Annotated in this window: 19 protein-coding genes, 1 tRNA gene and 2 pseudogenes; 8 read left to right on the forward strand and 14 right to left on the reverse strand. The window is 71.4% G+C overall.

Annotated features, from left to right (window positions below):
- Nucleotides 1–7: 7 nt before the first annotated feature.
- Nucleotides 8–532, reverse strand: a complete 525-nt coding sequence (locus IF55_RS12005) for an ATP-binding protein (RefSeq protein ID WP_106980380.1) — start codon at nt 530–532, stop codon at nt 8–10.
- Between the two features lie 204 nt (nt 533–736).
- Between IF55_RS12005 and IF55_RS12010 the strand changes: the two genes are divergently transcribed.
- The 7 genes and pseudogenes from IF55_RS12010 to IF55_RS12040 form a co-directional block, all read left to right on the forward strand.
- Nucleotides 737–2,182, forward strand: a complete 1,446-nt coding sequence (locus tag IF55_RS12010; protein ID WP_030880739.1) for an NsdA family TPR-like regulatory protein — start codon at nt 737–739, stop codon at nt 2,180–2,182.
- A gap of 10 nt (nt 2,183–2,192) precedes the next feature.
- A complete protein-coding gene (locus tag IF55_RS12015; protein WP_030880740.1) occupies nt 2,193–3,146 on the forward strand; it encodes an FAD-dependent oxidoreductase in 954 nt (317 codons plus the stop codon).
- A 128-nt stretch (nt 3,147–3,274) separates the two neighbouring features.
- Nucleotides 3,275–3,385, forward strand: a pseudogene (locus IF55_RS38460) (transposase family protein); the annotation flags it as partial.
- 312 nt (nt 3,386–3,697) lie between these two features.
- Nucleotides 3,698–4,276, forward strand: a complete 579-nt coding sequence (locus IF55_RS12025) for a DUF6907 domain-containing protein (protein WP_030880745.1) — start codon at nt 3,698–3,700, stop codon at nt 4,274–4,276.
- On the forward strand, nt 4,273–4,479 hold the full coding sequence (locus tag IF55_RS12030) for a hypothetical protein (protein WP_030880748.1): 207 nt from the start codon (nt 4,273–4,275) through the stop codon (nt 4,477–4,479). Before IF55_RS12025 ends, IF55_RS12030 begins: the two co-directional genes overlap by 4 nt.
- Nucleotides 4,476–4,898 (forward strand): hypothetical protein, encoded by a 423-nt coding sequence (locus IF55_RS12035; protein ID WP_030880751.1) that lies wholly within the window; start codon nt 4,476–4,478, stop codon nt 4,896–4,898. The genes IF55_RS12030 and IF55_RS12035 overlap by 4 nt, the downstream gene beginning before the upstream one ends.
- Nucleotides 4,899–5,049: 151 nt before the next feature.
- Nucleotides 5,050–5,430, forward strand: a pseudogene (locus IF55_RS12040) (tyrosine-type recombinase/integrase); the annotation flags it as partial.
- 125 nt (nt 5,431–5,555) lie between these two features.
- Here the strand turns inward: IF55_RS12040 and IF55_RS12045 are convergent.
- The 10 genes from IF55_RS12045 to bldG all read right to left on the reverse strand — a co-directional run bounded on the left by IF55_RS12045 (nt 5,556) and on the right by bldG (nt 23,187).
- Nucleotides 5,556–5,632 (reverse strand) — tRNA-Thr (locus tag IF55_RS12045).
- Between the two features lie 83 nt (nt 5,633–5,715).
- Complete coding sequence (locus tag IF55_RS12050) at nt 5,716–7,389, reverse strand: alpha/beta hydrolase (RefSeq protein ID WP_030880756.1); 1,674 nt, start codon at nt 7,387–7,389, stop codon at nt 5,716–5,718.
- A 183-nt stretch (nt 7,390–7,572) separates the two neighbouring features.
- The gene (locus IF55_RS12055; RefSeq protein WP_030880759.1) at nt 7,573–8,787 is read right to left on the reverse strand and encodes a DNA polymerase III subunit delta'; all 1,215 of its coding nucleotides are present in this window, start codon (nt 8,785–8,787) and stop codon (nt 7,573–7,575) included.
- A 301-nt stretch (nt 8,788–9,088) separates the two neighbouring features.
- Nucleotides 9,089–12,628 (reverse strand): dTMP kinase, encoded by a 3,540-nt coding sequence (gene tmk / locus IF55_RS12060; protein WP_030880761.1) that lies wholly within the window; start codon nt 12,626–12,628, stop codon nt 9,089–9,091.
- Between the two features lie 312 nt (nt 12,629–12,940).
- The gene (gene topA, locus IF55_RS12065; RefSeq protein WP_030880763.1) at nt 12,941–15,859 is read right to left on the reverse strand and encodes a type I DNA topoisomerase; all 2,919 of its coding nucleotides are present in this window, start codon (nt 15,857–15,859) and stop codon (nt 12,941–12,943) included.
- A 680-nt stretch (nt 15,860–16,539) separates the two neighbouring features.
- On the reverse strand, nt 16,540–18,072 hold the full coding sequence (locus IF55_RS12070; RefSeq protein WP_106980373.1) for a DUF7059 domain-containing protein: 1,533 nt from the start codon (nt 18,070–18,072) through the stop codon (nt 16,540–16,542).
- 174 nt (nt 18,073–18,246) lie between these two features.
- Nucleotides 18,247–18,840: a hypothetical protein gene (locus tag IF55_RS12075; RefSeq protein WP_030880768.1), complete on the reverse strand. Its 594-nt coding sequence runs from the start codon at nt 18,838–18,840 to the stop codon at nt 18,247–18,249.
- A 356-nt stretch (nt 18,841–19,196) separates the two neighbouring features.
- The gene (locus IF55_RS12080) at nt 19,197–21,590 is read right to left on the reverse strand and encodes a sodium-translocating pyrophosphatase (protein WP_030880771.1); all 2,394 of its coding nucleotides are present in this window, start codon (nt 21,588–21,590) and stop codon (nt 19,197–19,199) included.
- Between the two features lie 670 nt (nt 21,591–22,260).
- On the reverse strand, nt 22,261–22,731 hold the full coding sequence (locus IF55_RS12085) for an ATP-binding protein (RefSeq protein WP_030880774.1): 471 nt from the start codon (nt 22,729–22,731) through the stop codon (nt 22,261–22,263).
- A 114-nt stretch (nt 22,732–22,845) separates the two neighbouring features.
- A complete protein-coding gene (gene bldG, locus IF55_RS12090) occupies nt 22,846–23,187 on the reverse strand; it encodes an anti-sigma factor antagonist BldG (RefSeq protein WP_030880775.1) in 342 nt (113 codons plus the stop codon).
- 54 nt (nt 23,188–23,241) lie between these two features.
- Here bldG and IF55_RS12095 point away from each other — a divergent pair, with 54 nt between their 5' ends.
- Nucleotides 23,242–25,689, forward strand: coding sequence for a DEAD/DEAH box helicase (locus IF55_RS12095; protein WP_078644207.1), 2,448 nt, complete (start codon nt 23,242–23,244; stop codon nt 25,687–25,689).
- A gap of 166 nt (nt 25,690–25,855) precedes the next feature.
- Here the strand turns inward: IF55_RS12095 and IF55_RS12100 are convergent, their stop codons facing one another.
- The 3 genes from IF55_RS12100 to IF55_RS41440 are packed head-to-tail and all read right to left on the reverse strand — an operon-like array spanning nt 25,856 to nt 26,655.
- The gene (locus IF55_RS12100; RefSeq protein WP_398243598.1) at nt 25,856–26,152 is read right to left on the reverse strand and encodes an Rv3654c family TadE-like protein; all 297 of its coding nucleotides are present in this window, start codon (nt 26,150–26,152) and stop codon (nt 25,856–25,858) included.
- Between the two features lie 28 nt (nt 26,153–26,180).
- Complete coding sequence (locus IF55_RS12105) at nt 26,181–26,531, reverse strand: TadE family type IV pilus minor pilin (protein WP_030880785.1); 351 nt, start codon at nt 26,529–26,531, stop codon at nt 26,181–26,183.
- Nucleotides 26,518–26,655 carry a DUF4244 domain-containing protein gene (locus IF55_RS41440; RefSeq protein ID WP_245661165.1) on the reverse strand — a complete coding sequence of 46 codons (138 nt, stop codon included), beginning with the start codon at nt 26,653–26,655 and terminating at the stop codon, nt 26,518–26,520. Before IF55_RS41440 ends, IF55_RS12105 begins: the two co-directional genes overlap by 14 nt.
- Nucleotides 26,656–26,697: the final 42 nt, after the last annotated feature.

Genomic DNA, 26,697 nt, shown 5'->3' on the forward strand with positions numbered 1-26,697 from the left:
GAGGGCATCAGGCGCTGGCAGTCGAGGTCCGAACCTCACGGGTGAGCCGACACCAGGCGCGGGTGCCGCAGGTGCCGGTCGTCAGCGACCAGGCGTCGGCCAGGGCCTCGACGATGACCAGACCTCGTCCCGATTCGGCCTCCTCGCCCGGAGCCTGAGGGGAAGACGACGCCCGTTGAGAGCAGCCGCCGTCGGTGACGGTGATCTCGACCTCCAGACTGCCGGTGGTCGGGTTTGCGCGATCGACGCACAGGACCAGGGGCGGGCTGCCCGAGGCGAAAGCGTTCGTCGCGAGCTCCGACGTGATGAGACGTGCGTCATCGAGGAGGGTCTCCTCGGCTCCGTGGAGCGCAACGGCCACAGCCTCCCTGGCGACTTCGGCCGCCTTCGGCCCGTACGGCAGATCCGTGATCAGCGTGGTCCCGCCGGCGCCGTCGGTATGTCCGGACGCCGGGCCGCACGCCGGACGCTCGGTGTCGTGGTCCAGCACACCGCCGAGACGGCTTCGCGCGGCGCTCGTGCGGTATCTCAAGGCCCACCTCTTTCCGTCGGCACCGAGGACGGCGCCTTCCGCCGGGGTCCAAGAACACCGGAGGAGCGGGGTCGTGCAGGACCCGATCAACGGGTCAACTCGGTCAACTTCGTTAAGAGGCAGGTGAACCAGCGGCCCGAGGGCGGCACCATGAGGGAGCGCGAGAAGTGATGGACGAACCACTGGGGCAAGAGGTGGTCGCACGTGGCACTGCAGGCAGGGGAGCCCAACGCCGTACTGGCGGGGTGCCTCGACGAACTCGGGTGGAGCCCGAAGGCTCTCGCTCGCAAGCTCAACAGGGTGTTCGGAGCTGGGACGGTTGCTGAGTCGGCGCCTTACCACTGGCGGGACGCTGGCTCGTTGCCGCGCTCGCCAATACCGATGATGACGGCCTACGTGCTCTCCCAGGAGCTGGGTAGACCTATGTCGGTGGTCGAACTCTGGCAGGGCCGCGTGGGCGACTCTTCGGCGCTCGTTCCGGCCGACACGGATCTCGCACGGCCCTGGACCGTGCAGGGCATGGAGGCGACCGTGGAGGATTGGGTGATGGGAGGGCTCGTCGACCGACGCCGGTTCCTCGCGATCTCAGGTGCGGGGCTCCTCGCGATCGTCGCCCAGTACCTCGTCGGCACCGCGGGGCGCGGCCAGTACACGCATCGGATCACACCGTCCGTGGGTGCCGATCCGCTCGTGGACCAAGTCGAACAGCACCTGCCTATGCTCTCCGCGCTCGATGACGAGCACGGTGGGGCACGGCACCTCCCTTACGTAGGTGCCCAGTTCCGTGCGGTCGGCCTCCTGATCCGCGAAGGCGGTCACGCTCCCGCCGTCGCGAGCCGTCTCATTCGCGCGCTCGCGGAGATCGGCCAGCTGGCCGGCTGGATGGCGTTCGACGCTGCCGATCACGGTCTGGCGCAGCGCTACTTCGCCACGGCGCTACGCGCGGCGCATCAGGTCAACGACCTGCCCCTGTGCGCCCACATCCTCGGCGACCTCTCGTTCCAGGCCGCGAGCCGGGGCCACCCGGCCGACGCCATCGCACTCGGCGAAGCCGCCCGCCGCGCCAGCGACGCCGCACCGCCGGCCGTACGGGCATCCGTCCTGTCCCGGCTCGCGTACGCGTACGCCACCGCCGACCGTGACAACGACTTCGCCCACACCCGTGGGGCCGCACGCGAACTGATCACCAGCCGGGGCGGCGCCCAGGAGGAACCCCGCTGGATGTACTTCCTCACCGACAACCACCTCGACTGCCAGGCCGGCTACGGCCTTGTCCAGATGGGCCGCGCCCAGCTGAAGACGGACGGTGGTACGCGGTGCCGACGCTTCCTCGCCCAGGGTGCGGAGATGCTCCGGTCCGGGGCGTACGACGTCCCGCGCGGTGACCCCAGCCAGCGCAGGGCCATGTTCGAGGGGGCCTGGCTGGCCCTGGGCTACAGCGCCCATGGTGATCTGGAGGCCGCCTGCGAGGTCGGCCAGATCGTCACCGACCGCCTCGACGTCGTGCGCTCGCCACGCAGCGCGGCCCTGCTCCACCAGCTCGCCGCAGACCTGCGCCGCCGACAGCGCAACGCCCACGTGCGCAGCTTCCTGCCGACCCTGGAGCACGCCCTCGCTCAACATGCTCCATCGACACCGCCCGGCCGTTAGGGTCAGGATCATGGCCGCAGGGGAGCGTGTTGTCGTTGTCGGGGCTGGGGTGGCAGGGCTCACCACCGCCGTCGTTCTCGCCGAGGCCGGCGTTTCGGTGCGTGTCATCGCCGAGGACGTGCCGGGCGTCACGTCGCTGGCGGCTGGAGCGATGTGGGGTCCGTACTTGGTCGAACCGAAAGACAAGGTCGACCAGTGGGGACAACGGTCGCTGGAGATCTTCCGGAGGCTGGCCGAGGTTCCGGCCACGGGCGTCCGGCTCACCAGCGGCATCGAGGCATCCCGCACAGCCGAGGCGCCACCGGCCTGGGCAACCGCCCTACCCGGCTTCCGGCCGTGCGGGCCGGCTGAACTACCGGCCAGTTTCTCGGCCGGCTACCGGTTCACCGTGCCGCTGATCGACATGCCCACCTACCTCAACTACCTTCTGCATCGGCTTGGTGCCGCTGGTGGAACAGTCGAGCGGCGACGCCTGGCGTCACTCTCGGACGCCGGCCCGGCCACCGTGATCGTCAACTGCACGGGCCTCGGTGCCAAGGATCTACTCCCTGACCCTGACCTGCGGCCCATCCGCGGCCAGCACCTCGTCGTCACCAACCCAGGGTTGACCGAGTTCTTTTCCGAGGACACCGGCCTCTCACCGGACCTGCTGTGCTTCTACCCACACGGCGACACCGTCGTCCTGGGCGGCACGGCCATCGACGGTGAGGGTGGCCTAGCCTCCGACGACACGGCGGCGGCCAGCATCCTGGCCCGCTGCGCCGAGGTCGAACCCCGTCTCGCCACAGCCCGCGTTCTGGAGCATCGGATCGGTGCCCGGCCCACCCGGGCTACGGTCCGGGTGGGCGCTGACCGACAGGAGGACGGCACCTTGGTCGTGCACAACTATGGGCACGGAGGCGCTGGCGTCACGCTGTCATGGGGTTGTGCCGGGGAAGCTTATGAGCTGCTCGCAAGCGAGTGAGGCACAGCTTCCAGGACCCAAGTCCGAATCCCTGCCCTCGGATACTCCCAACCGGGCTGCGATAGGAGCCCGCTCCTTCTGAAGTGGGTTCGCTATCAGTTGGCGTCCTTCGAGCGCAGACGCTCGTTCTCCATCTCCGTAACGGCCACCCGTTTTCCCAGCTCACGGCCGGGTTCGGCATCGGGTCCACGAACTCGTACCGGTACATCACCTCAGCCGTCGAGATTCTGGCCGCCCTTGACCGCGACTTCCCTCGACGACTCGATGACCACATGGAGGCTTACGTCTCGCCTGAGACGTAAGCGACCCCGGTCGCTCCTGCAAGGCCCTGGCCGAGGAGGTACCCAGTGAGTCACCCCGCCAGGTGAAAGGGCGCATTCTACGCACCAATTACGCGAAGAGGACCTAGTCCGGCCTGGTCCCCTCGAACGGGACAGCTCCCTCGACCACCGTTCGGCAGGGCGCGTATCACCAAAGCAAGGGTCCCGGCCGACGGGTTCGACACCGGAGGTGGGGCCATAGCCCGACTCCCGTAACGGAGGAGACAAAGCATGAAAGACACGCCAACGGCCACCAGTGGCGACGGCCACGAGGGCCACACCAGCCAGCCCCTCGGGAGTGCTGGCCAGGCTGCCCGGCTCCAGCCCGTCCCCGCAGCCCCGTCCGACAGCGAGCCCGCCGTGGGAGGGTCCCCTGTCCAGCGGACATTCACCTTCACCAGCACCGTCACGGGCGAAAAAGTGACCGTGACCTGCATGCCCGGCTGCATGGTCGACCACAAGGCAGACAGCGACACGCCCACGCACCCACACGACATCTACTGCGATATACCCGGCACAGCCGACGAACTGCCCCTCTACGGCCCGCTGTGCACCACGCGAGGCCCGGAGGACTTCCGCTTCCTCAGCTGGCAGATCCAGTCCCACCCCTTCTCGGGCCGGCCAGCGGAGAGGCTGCCCTTCGTGGCCATTGAGGTCTTCGATGACCACTACATCGAGTACCTCAAACCGGACACACTGCAGGTGATCATCGGCTGCCTGCAGAAGCGGGTCGATTCCCTGCGCGAGGCCCACGCCCAGCTCGTCAACCTCCGCACCGAGTACGTCAACCTTCCGGGGGTGGCAGCATGAAGGACACGTCCGTCACCGAACGCGCCATCGCCGAGGTGGAAGCGTTCCGTACCAAGATGCGGGAAATCGGCTCGTGCTCTCCTGCCGTGGAGAAGTTCGCCGACGACGTGATCGTCCGCATCATCGTCTGCGGATCCCCGAGGGCCGCCGTCGAAGCGGCGATGCGTAACGTCCTCAGCGAGTCGACGGAGGTGACGGTATGACGACGTTGGCCACACGTGCTGGCTTCGACGCCTTCCGTAACCGCATGTGCGACCACTTCGGACGGCTGCCCAACGGGCTCGGCAGCCAGCACCTCCACATCGAGCAGGCCCCGCTCGGCCCGGATGAGTATTTCACTCACCGGCTCGACAACGACGGCCACCACGTCGTCTACGACCCGCGGCAGACCAGCGGGCTCGTGACGCGCCAGTTCCTCGGTATTTACGCGACCTTCACCGAGGACTCGATCCGCGAGGGCGTCCGGGACGCCTACTACAAGGAAGATGTGGCGGGCGTTCGGGAAATTTGGGAGATCGTCCTCAGCGAAATCGACCGCACCCAGGATTCTGCGGGTGTGATGAGCTGGCTACTGGAGCTGCTGCAACAGGCCCGCACGAAAACCAAGCCAACGGCCGCGTGAGCGCGACCGCGAAGACCGCGGTGGTCGGGGGTGTGCAGTTCCTGGACAGCCCCGGCCGCGTCGCCCAGCCCGCACCTGACAGCAAGCCTCTCAGGGAAAAGTGCGCGGACCGGGCTTGATGGCTGAGCCCGCGCCCTCACCGCCGTGGACGGTTGTTCGGGTGCACGGACTTCCGCCGATCCGTCTGCACGACCTCCGCCACGGCGCCGCCACCCTGATGCTCGCCGCGGACATCGACATCAAGATCGTGTCGGACACCCTCGGTCACAGTGATACCCGGATCACTCGGGACATCTACCAGAGCGTCCTGCCCCAGGTCGGCAGGAGCGCCGCCGAGGCGACCGCGAAGCTGGTCCCCCTTCAGCGCAAGGCCGAGGCCGAGAAGGCGGCACGCAAGGCCGCGAAGAAGGATAAGGCCAAGAAGGCTGCGGCCAAGAACGCCGGCAAGGCGAAAGGCGACAAGCCGAAGACCAAGGCGAACGCCCCAGGCAAGGGCGCCAAGAAGCCCAAGCACGGCAAGTCCCAGAAGTAGGTTCCCGGGCGGCTCCGCTCACGCATCGCTCACGCAGGCAAAGTCACGGCAACCCGGCCGTGAGACCCGTCATGCCCCGAGCAACAAAAAACCCCAGGTCACGGGCTATATGACCTGGGGTTCAATGGAGCCGCCTTCGGGATTCGAACCCGAGACCTACGCATTACGAGTGCGTTGCTCTGGCCAACTGAGCTAAGGCGGCGCGCCGCGTCGCCGGAGGGCGTTTGCGGCGTTTCTAAGTCTACACAGGTCCGAGGGGTGCTCTGTACGGGGGCCGGGGCGGGGTCAGGTGCAGGTTTTGTGGGGGGTGGGGGGTGTGGCTTTGAGGAGGTAGGTGTTGATGGCGGTGTCGATGCAGGCGCTGCCGCGGCCGTAGGCGGTGTGGCCGTCGCCGTTGTAGGTGAGGAGGCGGCCGGAGGTGAGCTGGGCGGCGAGGCCACGGGCCCAGCGGTAGGGGGTGGCGGGGTCGCGGGTGGTGCCGACCACGACGATGGGGGCGGCGCCCTTGGCCTCGATGCGGTGGGGGCGGCCGGTGGCGGGGCGGGGCCAGTAGGCGCAGTTCAGGGCGGACCAGGCCAGGCCCCGGCCGAAGACGGGGGATGCCTTCTCGAAGGCGGGGACCGCCTCGCGGACGTCGGCCGGGCCGTGGAAGGCGGCGGGGAGGTCCAGGCAGTTGACGGCGGGGTTGGCGTACATGAGGTTCTGGTAGCCGCCCTTGCTGTTCCGTTCGTAGTAGCGGTCCGAGAGGGCCAGCAGGGCACTGCCGTCGCCCTTGCGCGCGGATTTCAGGGCCGTACGGAGCTGGGGCCAGCCGCTCTGGTCGTACATGACGGCGATCACGCCCGTCGTCGCCAGGCTCTCGGTGAGGCGGCGGGGGCCGGGGGTGCGCAGGGGGTGCTGGTCGATGCGGTTGAAGAGCGCTTTGAGGCGGCGGCCCGCGTCCGCCGGGTTCTTGGTGCCCAGGGGGCAGTCCTTGCGGCCCACGCAGTCCTTGGCGAAGGAGGTGAAGGCGGTCTCGAAGCCCGCGGTCTGCTCGCGGTTCATGCGCTTGGCGTCCAGCGAGGGGTCCATCGCCCCGTCGAGGACCACGCGGCCGACGCGGCTCGGGTACAGGCCGGCGTAGGTGGCGCCGAGGAGCGTGCCGTACGACGCGCCGACGTAGTTGAGCTTCCCGTCGCCGAGTACGGCCCGCAGTACGTCCATGTCGCGGGCGGCCTCGATGGTGGAGACGTGGCCCAGGATGCGGCCGGAGCGGGACGCGCAGCCGCGGCCGAACTTCTTGTACGCCGCCACCAGGCGCCCGACCTCCGCCTCGTCGTCCGGGGTCTGGTCGGTCGCCGTGAATTCGTCCATCTGCCGGTTGGACAGGCAAGTGACGGGTTCGCTGGCCGCCACTCCGCGCGGGTCCACCGCGACCATGTCGTAGCGGGCCCGGACGGCCGCCGGGTAGCCGATGCCCGCGTACTGCTGGAGGTAGCCGATGGCCGAGCCGCCGGGGCCGCCCGGGTTGACCAGCAGCGACCCGATCCGCTTCGTCGAATCCCCTGCGGCCCCTGTGGCTCCCGCGGTCCCTGCGGCCCTTGCGCCCCCTGTGGCTCCCGCGGTCCCTGCGTCCCCCGCCCCCGAGCCTGTCGCCTTCTTACGAGCCACAGCGAGCTTCACGTCCTCGCCGGCGTCCGGGCGGGCGTAGTCGAGCGGAACCTTCATCGTGGCGCACTCGAACCCGCGCGCCCGGCACGCGTGCCAGGTCAGCCGCTGCCCGTAATACGGCTTCAGGGCGGCCGGCGGGCTCGCCGGCAGCGGCTGGAGCGACTGGGGCGGCGCGGCCTCGTCCCGCGCGTAGCCGACGTCCTTGCTGTGCTGGAACGCGGAGCTGCCCGCCGCGCAGCCGGAGATCAGGAGGGCGGCGGCGACCACCGCGGCGGTACCGGAGGTGCGGAGCAGGCGGCTGCTGGTCATCGGCTGATCCCTTGCCCTAGCCATGATCGATTCGAACGCGAATGGTGACCAAACGCATTCGGAGCGTATCGGGATAAGTGCGGTGCCCCTCTACTCCTGCGGCGTTTACGCCTCGTTCGAGTGAGGCTCGGAGGCTCGCAGGAATGGCAGGAACGGCAGGGACGGCAGGGACGGCAGGAATCTTCAGCCGGCTCGCAACGCCATCGTCATGGACTCCACCGCCAGGAGCGGCGCCACGTTGCGGTCCAGGGCCTGGCGGCACGCGATCACCGACTCGATACGGCGCAGCGTCTGCTCCGGCTTCGTGCCCGACGCTATGCGCTCGACCGCGGCCCGTACGTCCGCATTGGCCAAGGCCACCCGCGAACCGAGCTGCAGCGCCAGCACATCGCGGTAGAAGCTCATGAGGTCGATCAGCGCGAGATCGAGGCTGTCGCGCTGGGTACGGGTCGACCGGCGCTTCTGGCGGTCCTGCAGCTCCTTCATCGCGCCCGCCGTGCCACGCGGGAGGCGGCCGCCGGTACCCGCCGCCGCGCCGAGGGCCGCGCGCAGCTCTTCCGTCTCCTTCGCGTCGACCTCCTCGGCCACCTGCTTGGCGTCCTCCCCCGCCGCGTCCAGCAGCTCCTGCGCGGCCTTGAGGCAGCCGCCGACGTCGTCCACCCGCATCGGCAGTTTCAGCACGGCCGCGCGGCGGGCGCGGGCCCGCTCGTCCGTGGCCAGGCGACGGGCGCGGCCGATGTGGCCCTGGGTGGCACGGGCCGACTGCGCCGCCAGCTCGGGCTCGATGCCATCGCGCCGCACCAGGACGTCCGCCACCGCGTCGACCGGCGGCGTACGGAGGGTGAGGAGGCGGCAGCGGGAGCGGATGGTGGGCAGCACGTCCTCCAGGGAGGGCGCGCACAGCAGCCATACGGTGCGGGGCGCGGGCTCCTCGATGGCCTTCAGGAGTACGTTGCCGGCGCCCTCGGTCAGCCGGTCCGCGTCCTCCAGGACGATGACCTGCCAGCGTCCGCCGGCGGGCGACAACTGGGCACGGCGCACCAGGTCACGGGTCTCCTTGACGCCGATGGACAGGAGGTCCGTACGGACGATCTCGACATCGGCGTGCGTGCCCACGGTCGTGGTGTGGCAGCCGTCGCAGAACCCGCAGCCCGGCGCCCCGCCCAGCTTCCGGTCAGGGCTCACACACTGCAGCGACGCCGCGAAGGCGCGGGCCGCGGTGGAGCGCCCGGAGCCCGGCGGGCCGGTGAAGAGCCACGCATGGGTCATCTTGGACGCCGTGATCTCCTCCGCGGAACCCTCGGCCGCGGCGGTGACGAACCGGTCCGCGTCGCGGGAGGCATCGACGAGCTGCGCCGTCACTTGGTCCTGGCCGACCAGGTCGTCCCACACCGCCATGCTGTCCTCCGCGCTGTTTGCCCTGCGGCTCCCCATTGTGGGTCATGGGTCCGACAATCCCGTCCGCGACGACGTGAGCGGCGAGGGGGCGGCGGGGCGGGATGAGCAGCGGGGCGGAGCGGCGCGGAACGGGCAGCGGGGCGGGGCGACCAGCGGAGCGGAACGGGCAGCGGAGCGGAACGGGCAGCGGGGCATACGTAAGGGGCGAAGCTCCATGGGCTCCGCCCCTTACACCCATCACCGGCCTACCAGCGCACCACCGACTCAGCCGTACAAGACCGACTCAACGGCACCTCTCAGCTCACTGGCCCCTGCGCCGGTCCTCGTCCTGCCTGCCCAGGAGTTCGTCCGCGAGGGTGGGCAGGTCGTCGAGCGGGGTCTCCTCCGCCCACTCCGGCCGCCGCCGCTTCCGGCCACCGGCATGCTCCTCCTGCGACGACCGGTCCCCCTGCCCCTGCGGCTGCCCCTGCCAGCCCCAGCCCTGCTGCCTCTGCTGCGGCTGCGGGTGCTGCTGGGCCAGCCTGGCCGGGTCCACCTGCGGAAGCTCACGCGTCCGCTCGTTCTCCGACTCCGACGACGGGGCAGCGGGCCGCGTCTTGTCCTCCTCCGGCCGGAAGAGCCACGGCGGCACCCGGTCGGCAGGGTCCGCCGGCCGCTCCGCGCGGATCGGCGGGAGCACCGCCGTCTCGTCCATCGCCCCCTGCGGCACCTGCGGCATCTGCGGCATCTGCGGCATCTGCGGCAGAACCGCCGTCTCCTCCGAATCCGACGCAGCGTCGGAAGTACGCGCACCAGAGGTACCGCCAGAAGCACCGGAGGAGCCCGAAGCCCCGCCTTCCTCCGGGCGTACGGGCGGCAGCACCGCCGTCTCGTCCATCGACCGCGCGTCGTCACGGGAGCCCGAGTCCGTACGGCCACCAGCGCCCGCGTCCGTACGGGACCCCGTACGCGAACCCGCCCGCGGGTCCACCCGTGGGTCCACGCGCGGGTCCATCCGCGGCGTTTCCACCGTCTGCGTCTTCTCGGAATCCGAGCCCGCGTCAGCCTCCGAGCCAGAGCCAGAGCGCGAAGCCGAACCCGAACCCGGACCCGAGCCGGAATCCGCTCGCGAGCCCGAATCCGGCCCAGGCCCCGCGCCCGCCCCCGACCCGGAATCCGAGCCCCACGTCACCCGCACAGCCGGCGTCTCAACAGTCGGAGCATCCGTCCCCGAAGCGGCCCCCTCCGAAGCACCCGACCCCGCCGAAGCCTCCGGCACCTTCCGAGCCGCCGCCTCCGCGGCAGCCACCCGGGCCTGCTCCGCCCGGAGCAGCGCTTCCTCGGCCCGGCGCTGCTTCTCCAGCCGCCGCGCCTCCGCCTCGGCGCGCAGCCGCGCCTCTTCCTCGTGCTGTTTGCGCAGCCGCTCCTGCTCGGCGGCGCGGGCGCGCTCCTCCGCCTCGCGGCGCTTGCGCTCCTCCTCGGCCTTGCGGGCGGCCTCTTCCTCGGCCTTCCGGGCCTCCTCGGCCTTGCGCTCGGCTTCGAGGCGGCGGGCCTCTTCGAGTTCGCGGCGCTTGCGCTCTTCCTCCTCGGCACGGAGCTTGGCGAGCTGCTCCTGGCGCTCGCGCTCCAGCCGTTCTTCCTCTGCCTTGCGGGCCGCCTCTTCCTCCGCCTTGCGCCGGGCCTCCTCCTCCGCGGCCTTCCTGGCCTCTTCCTGGGCCTTGAGCTCGGACTCGGAGAGCGGGAGGAGGTGGTCGAGCCGGTGCCGTACGACCGTGGTGACGGCCTCCGGTTCCTGCCCGGCGTCCACGACGAGGTACCGCGTGGGGTCGGCGGCGGCCAGGGTGAGGAATCCGGCCCGTACCCGCTGGTGGAACTCGGGCGGCTCGGACTCCAGCCGGTCCGGCGCCTCCGTGAACCGCTCGCGCGCCGTCTCCGGCGACACGTCCAGCAGCACGGTCAGGTGCGGCACGAGCCCGTCGGTGGCCCAGCGGGAGATGCGGGCGATCTCCGTCGGGGACAGGTCGCGCCCGGCGCCCTGGTAGGCGACGGAGGAGTCGATGTAGCGGTCGGTGATGACGACGGCGCCGCGCTCCAGGGCGGGCCGGACGAGGCTGTCGACGTGTTCGGCGCGGTCGGCCGCGTACAGGAGCGCTTCGGCCCGGTCCGAGATGCCGGCGGAGGAGACGTCGAGGAGGATCGAACGCAGCCGCTTGCCCATCGCGGTCGCGCCCGGCTCGCGCGTGACGACCACCTCGTGGCCCTTGCCGCGGATCCACTCGGCGAGCGCCTCGACCTGCGTGGACTTGCCCGCGCCGTCGCCGCCTTCGAGGGCGAGGAAGAAACCGGTGCCGGACGGGGCCTGCACCGGGTCGCCGCCGCGCAGCACGTCGAGCAGGTCGCGCCGGAACCGTACGCCGTGCCGGTCGTCGGTCTTGCCGAGCACCAGCGCGGCCACGGGCAGCAGCAGCGCGCCCACGAGCATCAGCGTGAACGCGGCGCCGCCGTGCGCGAAGACGAAGTTGCCGCTGATGAGCCGGTGCGGGCCGATGGCGGCGGCCAGCACGGGGGCGATGACGGCGCTGAGCGCCATGGCCACCCGGACCACGGCCTGCAGGTGCTCGGTCGTACGGGCCCGCCGCGCCTCCTCGGTCTCCTGGTCGAGGAGGGCGTGGCCGGTGGCGGCGGCGACGCCGGACGCGATGCCCGCCAGCAGGATCAGCAGCAGGACCGTCGTCGTGTCGGGCACCAGGCCCGCGACGAGCATGGCGAGGCCGGTCAGCGCGACGGCGAGCGCCAGCAGCCGGCGGCGGGAGAAGCCCGGCAGGATCTTCGTCGCGCCCCGGATGCCGATGACGGGGCCGCCGGAGAGCGCGAGGATGAGCAGCCCGTACGCGACAGGGCCGCCGCCGAGGTCGATGGCCTGGAGCGCGGCGACGGCGACGGCCGCGGCGACCGCGCCCGCGATGGCCGCGCACGCCAGCACCAGCACCGGGATCGCGCCCGTACGCCCCCGGTCGGGGCCCTCGGGCGTCTTGGGGCGGCGCATCCCCTCCAGCGGGGAGCGCGCGCGGGGGGTCTGCGCGCCGGGGAGGTGCAGGAGGTAGAGGATCGATACGGAGGCCGCGAAGAGCCCCGCGGCCACGTACGAGCTGATGGCCGCCTGATGGGTGTCGAACCAGTCGACGCCCGTACCAATCAGCTTCCCGATGAGCGAGACGACGGCGAGCGCCACCGCGGCGACGGGCAGCGAGACGAAGGTCGTACGGAGCGACAGCCGCCGCAGCGCGTCGTAGTGGTCCGGCAGCGGGCGTACCGCCGCGCCCTCGGGGGGCGGGGCCGGCAGCAGCGCGGGGGCCGCGCCGTCCTTGGCGACGGTCCAGAAGCGCTCGGCGACTCCGGCGAGGAAGGCCGTGACCAGCAGCCACGCGAACGCGCTGTTCGGGGTCAGATCGGCCCACAGGGGCGCGACGATCAGCAGGGCGAGCCGGACGCCGTCGGCGCCGATCATGGTCCAGCGGCGATCGAGCGGGCCGCTCGGGGAGATCAGCGCGGAGAGCGGTCCGAGCAGGACCGCGCCGAAGAGCAGCGTCGCGAGCAGCCGCGCGCCGAAGACGGCGGCGACCGCGAACGCCGCGCCCCGATAGCCGCCTCCGAAGGAACCGTTGGTGACGGCCGCCTGGAGCGACAGAAGAACAAGGACGAGAAGGGCGAGTGAGTCCCCGACACCGCCGACGAACTGGGCGCTCCACAACCGCTTCAGCGGGGGGATGCGCAGCAGTGCCCGCACGGCCCGCTCGCGGGAGTCCGCTGCTAGGGCGCCGGATGTGGGGGTCACGACCGTTGGCTGCTCGGCACGCGTCATCCTGCCAGCCTATCCGCAGGACGCGGATCTACACGGCTCACCCGAACAAATGACCGAGATAGGTGAACCGGCCAGTTTGACGAGCATGAGGCCGAAACCACCCGCTTATCCCCGCCTCAAGACCCCCACCCGCCTCACGCCCCACCCGCCCAGCTCAGCCCCCGCCTCGGCGGTGACACCCGCCCCAAGCGGCGGCACACCCGCCTCGCGCGGCGACACACCGCCCCAAGCGGCGGCCACCCGCCCACAGCGGCCCACTCGCCCCCCGCGGCGACACACCCGCCCCACGCGGCACACCCGGCGAAGCGGACCTCACTCCTCCGCAGCCGCCGCCTTGACCGTGGCCTTCGACGCGGCGGCCTTCGTGGCGGTCGCCTTCTTCGCGGGGGCCTTCTTCGCGCTCGCCGCCGTCTTCGCGGCCGTCGTCTTCTTGGCGGCCGTCTTCTTCGCCGGAGAGGCCGCCTTCTTCGCCGGAGCCGCCTTCTTCGCGGTCGTCGCCTTCTTGGCCGGGGCCTTCTTCGCCGTCTTCTTGGCGGCCTTCTTCGCGGTCTTCTTGGCCGGGCCCTTGGCGCGCTTCTCCGCCAGCAGCTCGTACCCGCGCTCGGGCGTGATCGTCTCGACGTCGTCGTCGCGGCGCAGCGTCGCGTTCGTCTCGCCGTCCGTCACGTACGCGCCGAAGCGGCCGTCCTTGACCACCACCGGCTTCTCGCTGACCGGGTCGGTGCCCAGCTCCTTGAGCGGCGGCTTGGCGGCGGCCCGCCCGCGCTGCTTGGGCTGCGCGTAGATCGCGAGCGCCTCTTCGATGGTGATGGTGAAGATCTGCTCCTCGCGCTCCAGGGACCGCGAGTCCGTGCCCTTCTTCAGGTACGGGCCGTAGCGGCCGTTCTGCGCGGTGACCTCCACGCCCTCGGCGTCCTTGCCGACGACGCGCGGCAGCGACATCAGCTTGAGCGCGTCGTCCAGGGTCACCGTGTCGAGTGACATGGACTTGAAGAGCGAGGCGGTGCGCGGCTTGACCGCGTTCTTGCCGGTCTTCGGCGTGCCCTCGGGCAGCACCTCGGTCACATACGGACCGTACCGGCCGTCCTTGGCGATGATCTGACGCCCCGTCTCCGGGTCCGTGCCCAGCTCGAAGTCGCCGCTCGGCTTCGCCAGCAGCTCCTCCGCGTACTCGACGCTCAGCTCGTCGGGCGCCAGGTCCTCGGGGACATCCGCCCGCTGGTGGCCCTCGGCGTCCTTCTCACCGCGCTCCACGTACGGGCCGTACCGCCCGACGCGCAGCATGATGCCGTCGCCGACCGGGAAGGAGGAGATCCCCCGGGCGTCGATCGCCCCGAGGTCGCTGACGAGTTCCTTGAGGCCGCCGAGGTGGTCGCCGTCGCCGTTGCCCGCGTCGGCCGCGCCGCCCCGGCCGGTGTCCTCGCCCTCGCCCTCGCCGAAGTAGAAGCGCTTGAGCCACGGCACGGCCTGCGCCTCGCCGCGCGCGATGCGGTCGAGGTCGTCCTCCATGGAGGCGGTGAAGTCGTAGTCGACGAGCCGGCCGAAGTGCTTCTCCAGCAGGTTGACCACGGCGAAGCTCAGGAAGGACGGGACGAGCGCCGTGCCCTTCTTGAAGACGTAGCCGCGGTCGAGGATGGTCCCGATGATCGAGGCGTACGTGGAGGGGCGGCCGATCTCCCGCTCCTCCAGCTCCTTGACGAGCGACGCCTCGGTGTAGCGGGCCGGGGGCTTGGTGGCGTGGCCGTCGGCCGTGATCTCCTCGGCGCTCAGCGCGTCGCCCTCGGCGACCTGCGGCAGCCGGCGCTCGCGGTCGTCGAGTTCGGCGTTGGGGTCGTCGGCGCCTTCGACGTAGGCCTTCATGAAGCCGTGGAAGGTGATCGTCTTGCCGGAGGCGCTGAACTCGGCGTCCCGGCCGTCGGAGCTGGTGCCGCCGATCCGCACGGTGACGGAGTCACCGACCGCGTCCTTCATCTGGGAGGCCACGGTCCGCTTCCAGATCAGTTCGTACAGCTTGAACTGATCACCGGTCAGGCCCGTCTCGGCCGGGGTGCGGAAACGATCACCCGAAGGGCGGATCGCCTCGTGCGCCTCCTGGGCGTTCTTGACCTTCCCGGCGTACGTGCGCGGCTTGTCCGGCAGGTAAGAGGAGCCGTACAACTGCGTGACCTGGGCCCGCGCGGCCTGCACGGCTGTGTCGGAGAGGGTGGTGGAGTCCGTACGCATATAGGTGATGAAGCCGTTCTCGTACAGCTTCTGGGCCACCTGCATGGTGGACTTCGCGCCGAAGCCGAGCTTGCGCGACGCCTCCTGCTGGAGGGTCGTCGTGCGGAACGGCGCGTACGGCGAGCGGCGGTACGGCTTCGACTCGACGGACCGCACCGTGAACGAGGTGTCCGCGAGGGCCGCGGCCAGCGCGCGGGCGTTCGCCTCGTCGAGGTGCAGGACCTGCGAGCCGTCCTTGAGCGCGCCGGTCGACCCGAAGTCGCGGCCCTGGGCGACGCGCCGGCCGTCGACGGTGGCGAGGCGGGCGGCCAGGGTGCTCGGGTCGCTCGCGTCGCCGGGCCGGCCGGTGGCGAACGTACCGGTCAGGTCCCAGTACTCGGCGGAGCGGAAGGCGATGCGCTCGCGCTCCCGCTCGACGACGAGTCTCGTGGCGACCGACTGGACGCGGCCCGCGGAGAGCCGCGGCATGACCTTCTTCCACAGGACCGGGGAGACCTCGTAGCCGTAGAGGCGGTCGAGGATGCGGCGGGTCTCCTGGGCGTCGACGAGCTTCTTGTTGAGCTCGCGCGGGTGGGCGACGGCGTCGCGGATCGCGTCCTTGGTGATCTCGTGGAAGACCATCCGGCGGACGGGAACCTTGGGCTTGAGCACCTCCTGGAGGTGCCAGGCGATGGCCTCGCCCTCCCGGTCCTCATCGGTGGCGAGGAAGAGTTCGTCGGACTCGGCCAGCAGCTCCTTGAGCTTCTTGACCTGGTCCTTTTTGTCGTGGTTCACGACATAGATGGGCTGGAACTCGGCGTCCACGTTCACACCGAGGCGCGCCCATGACTCGCCCTTGTACTTGGCCGGGACCTCGGCGGCCCCGTTCGGCAGGTCGCGGATGTGCCCGACGCTCGCCTCGACGACATAGCCGGGGCCGAGGTAACCCTTGATCGTCTTCGCCTTGGCAGGCGACTCGACGATGACGAGTCGGCGGCCGCCGTGTGCGGTCTCGCTGGTCGGGGACAACTTCGCTCTTCTCTCCGGTCGACACTCGGTGTAGGCGCTGCGGTGACGCTGCGGAGTGTGACGGTACATCCCGCCCCCGTGTCAAACGGAAAAAGCCCGCAACGCCACTCGAACGGTAACCCGACAAGCGTCCTGTCTGCCGCCCGGACCGGCACACGGCTGACGAGACGGGTCCGGCGGCAGCGGCCCGTATCGGCCAGGGCCCGGAGCCCCCGCCTGACCAGGCATCGCGGACCGGCCCCCTCCGGTTCGGCCGGCGGCGACGACCGGGCGGCCGGGCGTACGGCCAGGTCAGCCCGTACGGCCGTAGGTACGGCCAGGCGTACGAGCGGAGGCCCGGCCGGGGCTCCGGCCGGCGGGTGGCCCGCCCTCTCCGGGGCCGCGCCCGGGCCGCTCCCAACCGGCGAACGTTCGCGTCCGTACGTGTTCATGTCCGTACGCGCGTCCGCCGGGACCCGGCCGACGCGCGAGCGGCAGGCGGCATCGCGCGCTGGCTGGATCAGCCGGACCGAAATGCCCGGCGAACCGTCGACCGCGCGTCCACACCTCCCGGCACGGTGGCGTAACTCATATCGCCCACCGGCGATACCCGCCCTTCCCGGGCTTCCGCCGGGCGCTCGGGACTTCCGCCGGGCACCCCGCGCTCGCCGCCTCGCGGAGCGGAGCACCCGCCCGCAGGCTCAGTCCGACGAGTCGGCCGGCGTCAAGAACCCCTGTTCGACCAGGAGTCGGATGGATTCCGGCGTACGGTCCCGGAGCAACACCGGATCCTCCTCCATGAGTTGCGCGATGGCATCGAGAATGCGCCCCGCGGTGAGTGTTCCGTCACACACCCCCGCGAACCCGGCGCCCACCGTGTCCACCTTCGTCGCCCGCCGCATACCGCGGTTCTGACGGAGCACCACATGCTCGGGGTCCTCCGCGCCGGGCGCGCCGACCTGCTCCTGAGCGACCTCCGCCGCGAGGTGGAACCGCGCGGCGAGCAGCGCCGCGTCGTCGTGCGAGCGCAGGAAGTCCTGCCGCTCGAAATGCGCCCGCACGGCGTCCCCGAGCGGCTGCTCGACCGGGTGCGGCCACTCCTCGGCGACGATGGACGGCTGGTCGGCGCCCGACTTGCGCAGCGTGATCCAGCCGAAGCCGACCGCCTTGGTCTTACGGGACTCGAACTCGTCCAGCCAGGCGTCGTACCGCGCGGCGTACTCGGCGGGGTCCGCGCGGTGGTCGCCCCCGTCCCGCAGCCACAGCTCCGCGTACTGCGTGACGTCCTGCACCTCGCGCTGCACGATCCACGCGTCGCAGCCCCGCGGCACCCAGGAGGACAGCCGCTCGCGCCAGTCCTCCCCCTCCACGTGCTGCCAGTTGGCGAGCAGTTGGCAGTAGCCGCCGTCGTTGAGGTGGTCGGCCGACCACTGCACGAGCGTGCGGCACAGATCGTCCCCGGCCATGCCGCCGTCGCGGTAGGTGAGCCGCGCCCCGGGCGAGATGACGAAGGGCGGGTTGGAGACGATCAGGTCGAACGACTCGTCGGCGACCGGCTCGAACAGCGAGCCCGCGCGCAGGTCGGCGGCGGCCACGCCGGACAGCGCGAGGGTGAGCCGCGCCACGTGCAGGGCACGGGGGTTGAGATCCGTGGCGGTGACCCGGGTGGCGTGCCGGGCGGCGTGCAGGGCCTGGATGCCGGAGCCCGTGCCGAGGTCGAGGGCGCTCTCGACGGGCGTACGGACCGTGATCCCGGCGAGCGTGGTGGACGCGCCGCCCACGCCCAGCACCAGTCGCGGACGGTCCACACCGGACGTCCCGGCGAGCCCGCCGGCCCCGCCCACCGCGCACCCCAGGTCGGCGACGACCCACCAGTCCTGCCCCTCCGGCCCGCCGTACGGACGCACGTCGACCGTCGCCCGTACCTCGGCGCCCTCGCGGACCAGCCAGCCATCGGCCAGGCAGTCCTCGACGGGGAGGGACGCGGCGGCCCGCTCGTACGGCACGGGGCGCTGCAGGAGGAAGAGTCTGACCAGCGTCTCCAGCGGGCTCTCGCCTCGGGTGGCCCGCAGCGCGGGCACGGTCTCGCTGCGGGCGAGCGCGGCGTAGGCGGGCGCGCCGAGCAGGTCGAGGAGGCCGTCGGCGGTGAAGGCGGCGGCGAGAAGCGCCTCGCGCAGGCGGTCGGTGCGCGCGAGGTCGGCGGCGGGAAGGCGGTGCGTACTCACGGAACCCATTGTCGGGGGCGGCACTGACAATTGGCGACAGCCCGGCGCCACGCCCGCGCGGAGCGGTGCGGCCGGGCCGCCGACGGCCGGCCGCACGGGGGGTGAGGCGTCTCCGCAGCGGGGCGCGAGGGGCACGTCCGCACCAGGCACCGAGACGCCGCCCCGCGCCCGCGCGGCCCGCCGCTACTTCTGCGAACCGGAGGGCGATACGGAACCGGAGGGCGTCGCGGACGTCGACGTCCTGCGGCAGCCGGGCTGCTTCTTCATGGACTCGCCCACGTTGCCCGCCTGGAGCTTCTTCAGCGCGTTCTCGCTCTTGCTGTTGAGCTTGTTCAGGCCCGCGACGATGTTGTTGAGGCCGTCGGAGAACTTCTGCTTGTCCGACGTGTTCATACCGTCTATCTGCTTCTTCAGCCCCTCGTAGGCCCCGGAGAGGTCGTTGAGCGCCTTGACGGCGTTCTTCTGGGTGGTCTCGCCCTCCTTGACGGGCGGCGCCCCCGCGCTGTCGATCGACGTGGCGAGCGACTTGTAGGCGTCGGCGTTGTCCTGGAAGGCGGCCGAGTCCGTCTGCTGGACCTTCTTGGAGTCCTGCTCCAGTTGCACGGAGGCGATGGCGCTGTTGGCGTCCAGGACCTTCTTGACCTGGGGCTGCATCTGACCGCAGACCTTCTTGGCCCAGTCGTCGAGCTTCTTGTCCCCGTCATCGCCGCCGCAGCCGGTCAGCATCAGTACGAGTGCCGCACCGCCGGACAGCGCGGCCACAAGTTTCTTGTTCACCGGATCGGTCCCTTCCATGGCCTTCGGCCCCGGAACTTACACGTCCCAGGTGTGCGGGCCATGAGGCGGCCATCCGTTGTGACGCCTTTTGTAGCCATTTGCATCAAGCTGGCCGTGGCGTTCGCCGCACCTGACGAGCCGGCGTGTCCGCCGCACCAGCCGGTCGACGAGGCGGACAGCCGAACATACAGACGGACAATCGGACGGACAGGCAACCGGACAGACGGGCGGTCAGGGCGACAGGCGGACGGGCGGACAGGCAACCGGACAGACGGACGATCAGGCTGACAGGCGGACGGGCGGACGGTGCGCCCGCGCGCACCACCCGCCCGTCCCCCCGCGAGGAGATTCCGCCGTCAGGAGACCACCGCGGGGTCGGCCGCGTTCGCCACCCGTCCGGCGCCGTCCTCCTCCTCGCCCACGGTGATGCTGCGCCGCTTGGACACATACACCGCGGCGACGATCACCACGATGGCCAGCACCGCGACGCCGGCCCGCAGCCCCGCGTTGGCGTCGGCGCCGTAGCTGAACTTCACCACCGCCGGCGCGATCAGCAGCGCCACCAGGTTCATCACCTTCAGCAGCGGGTTGATCGCCGGTCCGGCCGTGTCCTTGAACGGGTCACCGACCGTGTCGCCGATCACCGTCGCCGCATGCGCCTCGCTGCCCTTGCCGCCGTGGTGACCGTCCTCGACCAGCTTCTTGGCGTTGTCCCACGCGCCGCCGGAGTTGGCGAGGAAGACCGCCATCAGCGTGCCGGTGCCGATCGCGCCCGCGAGGTACGAGCCGAGCGCGCCGACGCCGAGCGAGAAGCCGACGGCGATCGGGGCCATCACGGCGAGCAGTCCGGGCGTGGCGAGCTCGCGCAGCGCGTCCTTGGTACAGATGTCGACGACGCGCCCGTACTCCGGCTTCTCGGTGTAGTCCATGATCCCGGGATGCTCGCGGAACTGCCGCCGCACCTCGTAGACCACGGAGCCCGCCGACCGCGACACCGCGTTGATCGCCAGCCCCGAGAACAGGAAGACGACCGCGGCCCCGAGCACCAGGCCGACAAGGTTGTTGGGCTGCGAGATGTCCAGGCTCAGGCCCATCGAGTCGGCCTTCGCGTGCACGTCGCCGACGGCCGTGGCGATCGCGTCCCGGTACGAGCCGAAGAGCGCGGAGGCCGCGAGCACCGCCGTGGCGATCGCGATGCCCTTGGTGATCGCCTTGGTGGTGTTGCCCACCGCGTCGAGGTCGGTCAGCACCTGCGCGCCCGCGCCCTCGACGTCGCCGGACATCTCGGCGATGCCCTGCGCGTTGTCGGCGACCGGGCCGAAGGTGTCCATCGCGACGATGACGCCGACGGTGGTCAGCAGGCCTGTACCGGCGAGCGCGACCGCGAACAGCGCCAGCATGATCGAGGTACCGCCCAGCAGGAACGCGCCGTACACGCTCAGGCCGATCAGCAGCGCCGTGTAGACCGCGGACTCCAGGCCCAGCGAGATCCCGGAGAGCACGACGGTGGCGGGCCCGGTCAGCGAGGACTTGCCGATGTCCCGCACGGGACGCCGGCTGGTCTCGGTGAAGTACCCCGTGAGCTGCTGGATGAGGGCCGCGAGCACGATGCCGATGGCGACGGCCACGAGCGCCAGGATGCGCGGGTTGCCCTCATGGGAGCGGATCGCGGCATCGGAGATGCCCTTGAGGTCCGCGTAGGTGGACGGCAGATAGGCGAAGACCGCGACCGCCACCAGCACCAGGGAGACGACGGCCGAGATGAAGAAGCCACGGTTGATCGCCGTCATGCCGCTGCGGTCGGTGCGGCGCGGCGCCACCGCGAAGATCCCGATCATCGCGGTGAGCACGCCGATCGCGGGGACCAGCAGCGGGAAGGCGAGACCGGCGTCGCCGAAGGCGACCTTGCCGAGGATGAGGGCGGCCACGAGGGTCACGGCGTAGGACTCGAAGAGGTCCGCCGCCATGCCCGCGCAGTCGCCGACGTTGTCGCCCACGTTGTCCGCGATGGTCGCGGCGTTGCGCGGGTCGTCCTCGGGGATGCCCTGTTCGACCTTGCCCACGAGGTCCGCGCCGACGTCCGCGGCCTTGGTGAAGATGCCGCCGCCGACGCGCATGAACATCGCCAGCAGCGCCGCGCCGAAGCCGAAGCCCTCCAGGACCTTGGGCGCGTCGGCCGCGTAGACGAGCACGACGCAGGACGCGCCGAGCAGGCCCAGCCCCACGGTGAACATGCCGACGACGCCGCCCGTGCGGAAAGCGATCTTCGTGGCCTTGTGCGCGACCTGGGTGAGGTCCTTGGCCGGCTCGCCCTCGGCGGGCGTCGCCTCACGGGCGGCCGCCGCGACTCGCACATTGCTGCGCACCGCGAGCCACATGCCGATATAACCGGTGGCCGCCGAGAAGAGCGCGCCGATCAGGAAAAAGACCGAGCGCCCGATGCGCTGTGACCAGTTGTCCGCCGGCAACAGCATGAGCAGGAAGAACACGGCCACGGCGAAAATGCCGAGGGTGCGCAACTGCCGGGCCAGATAGGCATTGGCGCCTTCCTGCACGGCCGCGGCGATCTTCTTCATGCTGTCCGTGCCCTGACCGGCGGCGAGCACTTGGCGCACCAGCACCACCGCGAGCGCCAGCGCCGCGATCGCGACCGCCGCGATCACCATCACCAGCGTGCGATTGTCGTCGGTCAGTTCCGCGGCCAGTTGGGTGGTGAAGCCGAGCTGATGAGGGGTGATAGGCCCCGCCATTCGTCCTCCTTGACGTTTGGCACATGGGCGCGCGACTGTTCCGCGACCGTAGAGAACGACCGCAGAACAGCCGCCACGCTCAGGCGTCCTGAGCTCAAGATGTGGACGGATTGTAGGGAGCCGGGCGAGATCAAAACAGAGCGCCGTGGAGGGAAGTGGAGGAAATTAGCCTGCACCAGCGAAGATCAAAAGGAGTACGCCCGCGAATTCGCCCGGACGAAGGAGATCACGTAATTCACTGACGCACCGAAAATGATCTATAAAAGGATCTCAGAATCCTATGAACGCCCCAGATCAGAGGGGGCGAGCAACACCCGGGCCAAGGGGCTCACCCACCTGCCGCGCGGCTACGGTCACCCCGCCGGCCCGGCTCCCGGGCGGGGACGGATTCCGGACACCCGCCGCTGTCGGGCACGTACAACTACCGGACCCGCTCAGCCGCCGCACAAGTACGGCCGCCGGGCACCCACGACCACCGCACGGCCCCGTCGGCCCTTGCCCCGGCGTACGGCCCTCGCTCCGGCGCGCTACGGGCGTACGGGCGCGCCCAGCGGCTCTCGGTGGCCACGGCAGGAGTACGGGACGTAGTGGTGGGACGGCTTACCGTGGCGCACCCAGTAGGCGCGCCGCACCGGACGCGCACCGCCGCCACGGCGGTTCTACGGCAGCTCTACGGAAGTACGGAAGCCGGCGTCGTCGGCCAGGTCATCCGAATGAGGCCGCCGTTCTCGTCCGACGTCACCTCGACGTCATCGACGAGACCGCTGATCACGGCCAGACCCATCTCGTCGTCGGCCTCGGCGCCAGGCTCCTCCGGCGCCCCGGAGGGCGGCAGCGCACCGGCATCGGCGCTCTCCCCGCGGGCCCCCGGCACGAGACCGGCGGAGGCACGGGGCGCGTCATCGCCGACCTCGATGGAGAACTTCTTCTCATCCTCGATGAGCACGACCCGGACCGGACTGGCCACCCCATAGGCGACATGCAGCCCGACCGCTCGCGTGCACGCCTCGCCGACCGCGAGGCGCACCTCGTCCAGCACGGCCTCGTCGACCCCGGCCCGGCGCGCCACCGCGGCCGCCACGAGACGGGCGGTGCGGACGTGCTCGGGCAGGGCACTGAAGAGCAGTTCGACGGTGGCCATGCCATCCCCCTCGGTCGTACGTGCCCTCTTCCCGCCTACCGGAACAGGGCGAACTCGCAGGGGCACCGGGCCTCAGCCCGGAACCCCGGCGCGGCGGTCTTCCTACGGCAACCGTCAGTCGGTCGCCGACACCGCGTCATCCACCGAGGTGTGAATCGGGAACACCTTGGTCAGACCGGTGATACGGAAGATCTTCAGAATGCGCTCCTGATTGCACACCAGGCGCAGCGAGCCCTCATGGGCACGCACTCGCTTCAAGCCACCGACCAGCACGCCGAGCCCGGTGGAGTCGAGGAAGTCGACGCCCTCCATGTCCACGACCAGGTGGTAACTACCGTCGTTGACAAGCTCGACCAGCTGCTCACGCAGCTTGGGCGCGGTGTATACATCAATCTCGCCACCGACCCGGACAACCGTGCGGTCGCCTACGGTCTCGGTCGACAGGGACAGGTCCACGGATCCTCCAGCACCTTGCATCGAGCGGTCGCCCCCCATGGATCGGCAGCCGCGATGGCATTCAATCACTTACCGGCAGGCGAGCACGACGCCTTGGCACCATTGTCCGTCATGCCGGTGACACACTCGATGTCGATGGCCGCCGACCAACTCCCGCCGCGCGCGGGCGCACGCCCCTCTCCCCGCACGGTCCTGGACCGCCTCGCCGCCGGGGCGGGCCGTGCTGCACGCATCACTCATACGGAGCACTTGCCCCCGCGCGTGGGGCGTCATGCCCCCTGGCCTTCGCAGATCCGGCCGGAAGTGATCGATGCCATCCGGGCCGCCGGCATCGACCGCCCCTGGGCCCACCAGGCGCGCACCGCCGAACACGCGCTGCGCGGCGAATCCGTCGTGGTGGCCACCGGCACCGCCTCCGGCAAGTCCCTCGCCTACCTCGCGCCGGTCCTCAGCGCGCTCCTCGACGGGTCCGAGGCGCCCAACGGGCGGGGCGCGACCGCGCTGTACCTCTCGCCCACCAAAGCGCTCGCGCACGACCAGCGGCGCGCCGTCCGCGAACTCGCCGCCCCCCTCGGCAACCGCGTCCGCCCCGCCGTGTACGACGGCGACACCCCCGTCGAGGAGCGCGAGTGGGTCCGCCAGTACGCGAACTACGCGCTCACCAACCCGGACATGCTCCACCGGTCCGTGCTCCCCGCCCACCCCCGCTGGGCCTCCTTCCTGCGCGCCCTGCGCTACGTCGTCATCGACGAGTGCCACACCTACCGGGGCGTGTTCGGCTCCCACGTCGCCCAGGTCCTGCGCCGGCTGCGTCGCCTGTGCGCCCGCTACGGTTCACACCCCGTCTTCCTCCTCGCCTCCGCCACCGCCGCCGACCCGGCCCGCGCGGCGACCCGGCTGACCGGCCTGACAGTGGCGGAAATCACCGAGGACACCTCCCCCCGCGGCGAACTCGTCTTCGCCCTGTGGGAGCCACCGCTCACCGAACTCCACGGCGAACAGGGCGCCCCCGTCCGCCGCACCGCCACCGCCGAGACCGCGGACCTGCTCACGGACCTCGCCGTCCAGGGCGTCCGCACGGTCGCCTTCGTACGGTCCCGGCGCGGAGCCGAGCTCATCGCCGTCATCGCCCAGGAACGGCTCGCGGAAATCGACCGCTCCCTCCCCCGACGCGTCGCCGCCTACCGCGGCGGCTACCTCCCCGAAGAGCGCCGCGCCCTCGAACGGGCCCTGCACACCGGCGACCTCCTCGGCCTCGCCGCCACCACCGCCCTCGAACTCGGCGTGGACGTCGCCGGCCTCGACACCGTCCTGATCACCGGCTACCCCGGCACCCGCGCCTCCCTCTGGCAGCAGGCCGGCCGCGCCGGACGTACGGGCCAAGGAGCGCTCGCCGTCCTCGTCGCCCGCGACGACCCGCTGGACACCTACCTCGTCCACCACCCCGAGGCGCTGTTCCGGCAGCCCGTCGAGTCGACCGTCCTCGACCCGGACAACCCCTACGTACTCGCCCCCCACCTCTGCGCCGCGGCCGCCGAACTCCCCCTCACCGAAGACGACCTGGACCTCTTCGGCCCCGCCACCGCCGACCTCCTCCCCCAGCTCGAAGCCCGCAAGCTGCTCCGGCGCCGCGCCACCGCCTGGCACTGGACCCGCCGCGAGCGCGCCGCCGACCTCACCGACATCCGCGGCGAGGGCGGCAGCCCCGTCCAGGTCGTCGAGGCCGGCACCGGACGGCTGCTCGGCACGGTGGACGCCTCCGCCGCCCACACCGCCGTCCACGACGGCGCCGTCCACCTCCACCAGGGCCGTACGTACCTGGTGAAACACCTGGACCTGGACGACTCGGTCGCCCTCGTCGAGGAAGCCGCCCCGCCCTACTCCACGACCGCCCGCGACACCACCGCGATCTCCATCCTGGAGACCACCACCGAGGTCCCCTGGGGGGACGCGCGGCTCTGCTTCGGCTCGGTCGAGGTCACCAACCAGGTCGTCTCCTTCCTCCGCCGCAGACTCATCACCGGCGAGGTCCTCGGCGAGACCAAACTGGACCTGCCGCCCCGCACCCTGCGCACCCGCGCCGTGTGGTGGACGGTCACCGAGGACCAGCTCGACGACGCCCGCGTCCACCCCGAAGCCCTCGGCGGCGCCCTGCACGCCGCCGAACACGCCTCCATCGGCATCCTCCCGCTCTTCGCCACCTGCGACCGCTGGGACATCGGCGGCGTCTCCGTGCCCCTCCACCCGGACACCCTGCTGCCGACGGTGTTCGTCTACGACGGCCACCCCGGCGGCGCCGGCTTCGCGGAACGCGCCTTCCACACGGCCGCCCGCTGGCTCACTGCCACGCGCGAGGCCATCGCCTCCTGCGAGTGCGACTCCGGCTGCCCGTCCTGCATCCAGTCCCCCAAGTGCGGCAACGGCAACGACCCCCTGGACAAGAGAGCCGCCATCCGCCTCCTCGCCACCCTCCTGAAGTCCGCACCTCCTCAGCCGGATTAACCCCGTCAGGGCCGCGGAACCGAGCCCGGCCACGCTCCGGCCCCCGGGGCCGAACCCGCCGCCGGTGAGGCCGGGCCTTCCTCACGGCCCCGCGGCGCCATCGCCGGCCTCGGCCGTCACGTGCCCCGCGCGGGCCCGTGCTCGCGGGGCACCGGCGGCGAGGGCGTCACGAGGCCGGTGCGGGTCCCGCGCGGCTCCGTACCCGCGGCGCGTACGGCCCCGCGCGGGCCTCGGCCACCACGTCCGACACCTCCCCCCGCACCACACACCGCACGAGCCTCGTGACCTGAGCCCCGGCCACCCGCCCGGCGAGGGCGCAAGCCGCCGCCTGCCCCTCCAGGGCGTGGTCCGCGGCGGCCAGGGCCGCCAGGTCCGCCGCGCCGCCGGCCCGGTGGCGGGCGATCATCGCCTCGCCCACGAGCAGCATCCCGGCGAACAGCGCGCACAACGTGGTGACAGCCACCGTCACCCACACCGTCGCCGTCCCCCTGTCATCCCACCGCCTCCTCCGCAAGGGCCACCGCCTCCCCGCTCAGCCGCAGCGCCAGCGGTCCGGGCCCCGTCGCGCGGGCCTCCACCCGCACCCGCACCAGATCTCCGTCCCGGCCCAGCACGACCTTGGCGCCGCGCGGGGCCGCGGACCGGGCGGCGCTCTCCGCCGCGGCGGCGGGCTCGGAGCGGGCCACCGCCCGGGCTCCGGCGCGCGCCGCGTCCACGCACTGCATCTGCGCGGCGACGGCCGTCAGGCCCCACACCAGCGCCACCACGAAGACCGTCAGAGCCGGCAGCACCACGGCGGCCTCAGCCGTGGTCTGCCCGGCGTCCGAGTCAGAACTGCGCATGGAGCGCCTTCTCGATCAGCGACTGAAGCGCCGCGCCGACGGCGCCGCTGGTGACCACTTTGTAGAGCACCGCGGCGAACCCGCACGCCGCCAGCGTCCCCATCGCGTACTCCGCGGTCGTCATCCCGGCCTCGGCCCTCTCCCTCGCCGCGGCACAGCGCCGCGC

The sequence above is a fragment of the Streptomyces varsoviensis genome (assembly GCF_000718635.1).
Classification (GTDB): Bacteria; Actinomycetota; Actinomycetes; order Streptomycetales; family Streptomycetaceae; genus Streptomyces; species Streptomyces varsoviensis.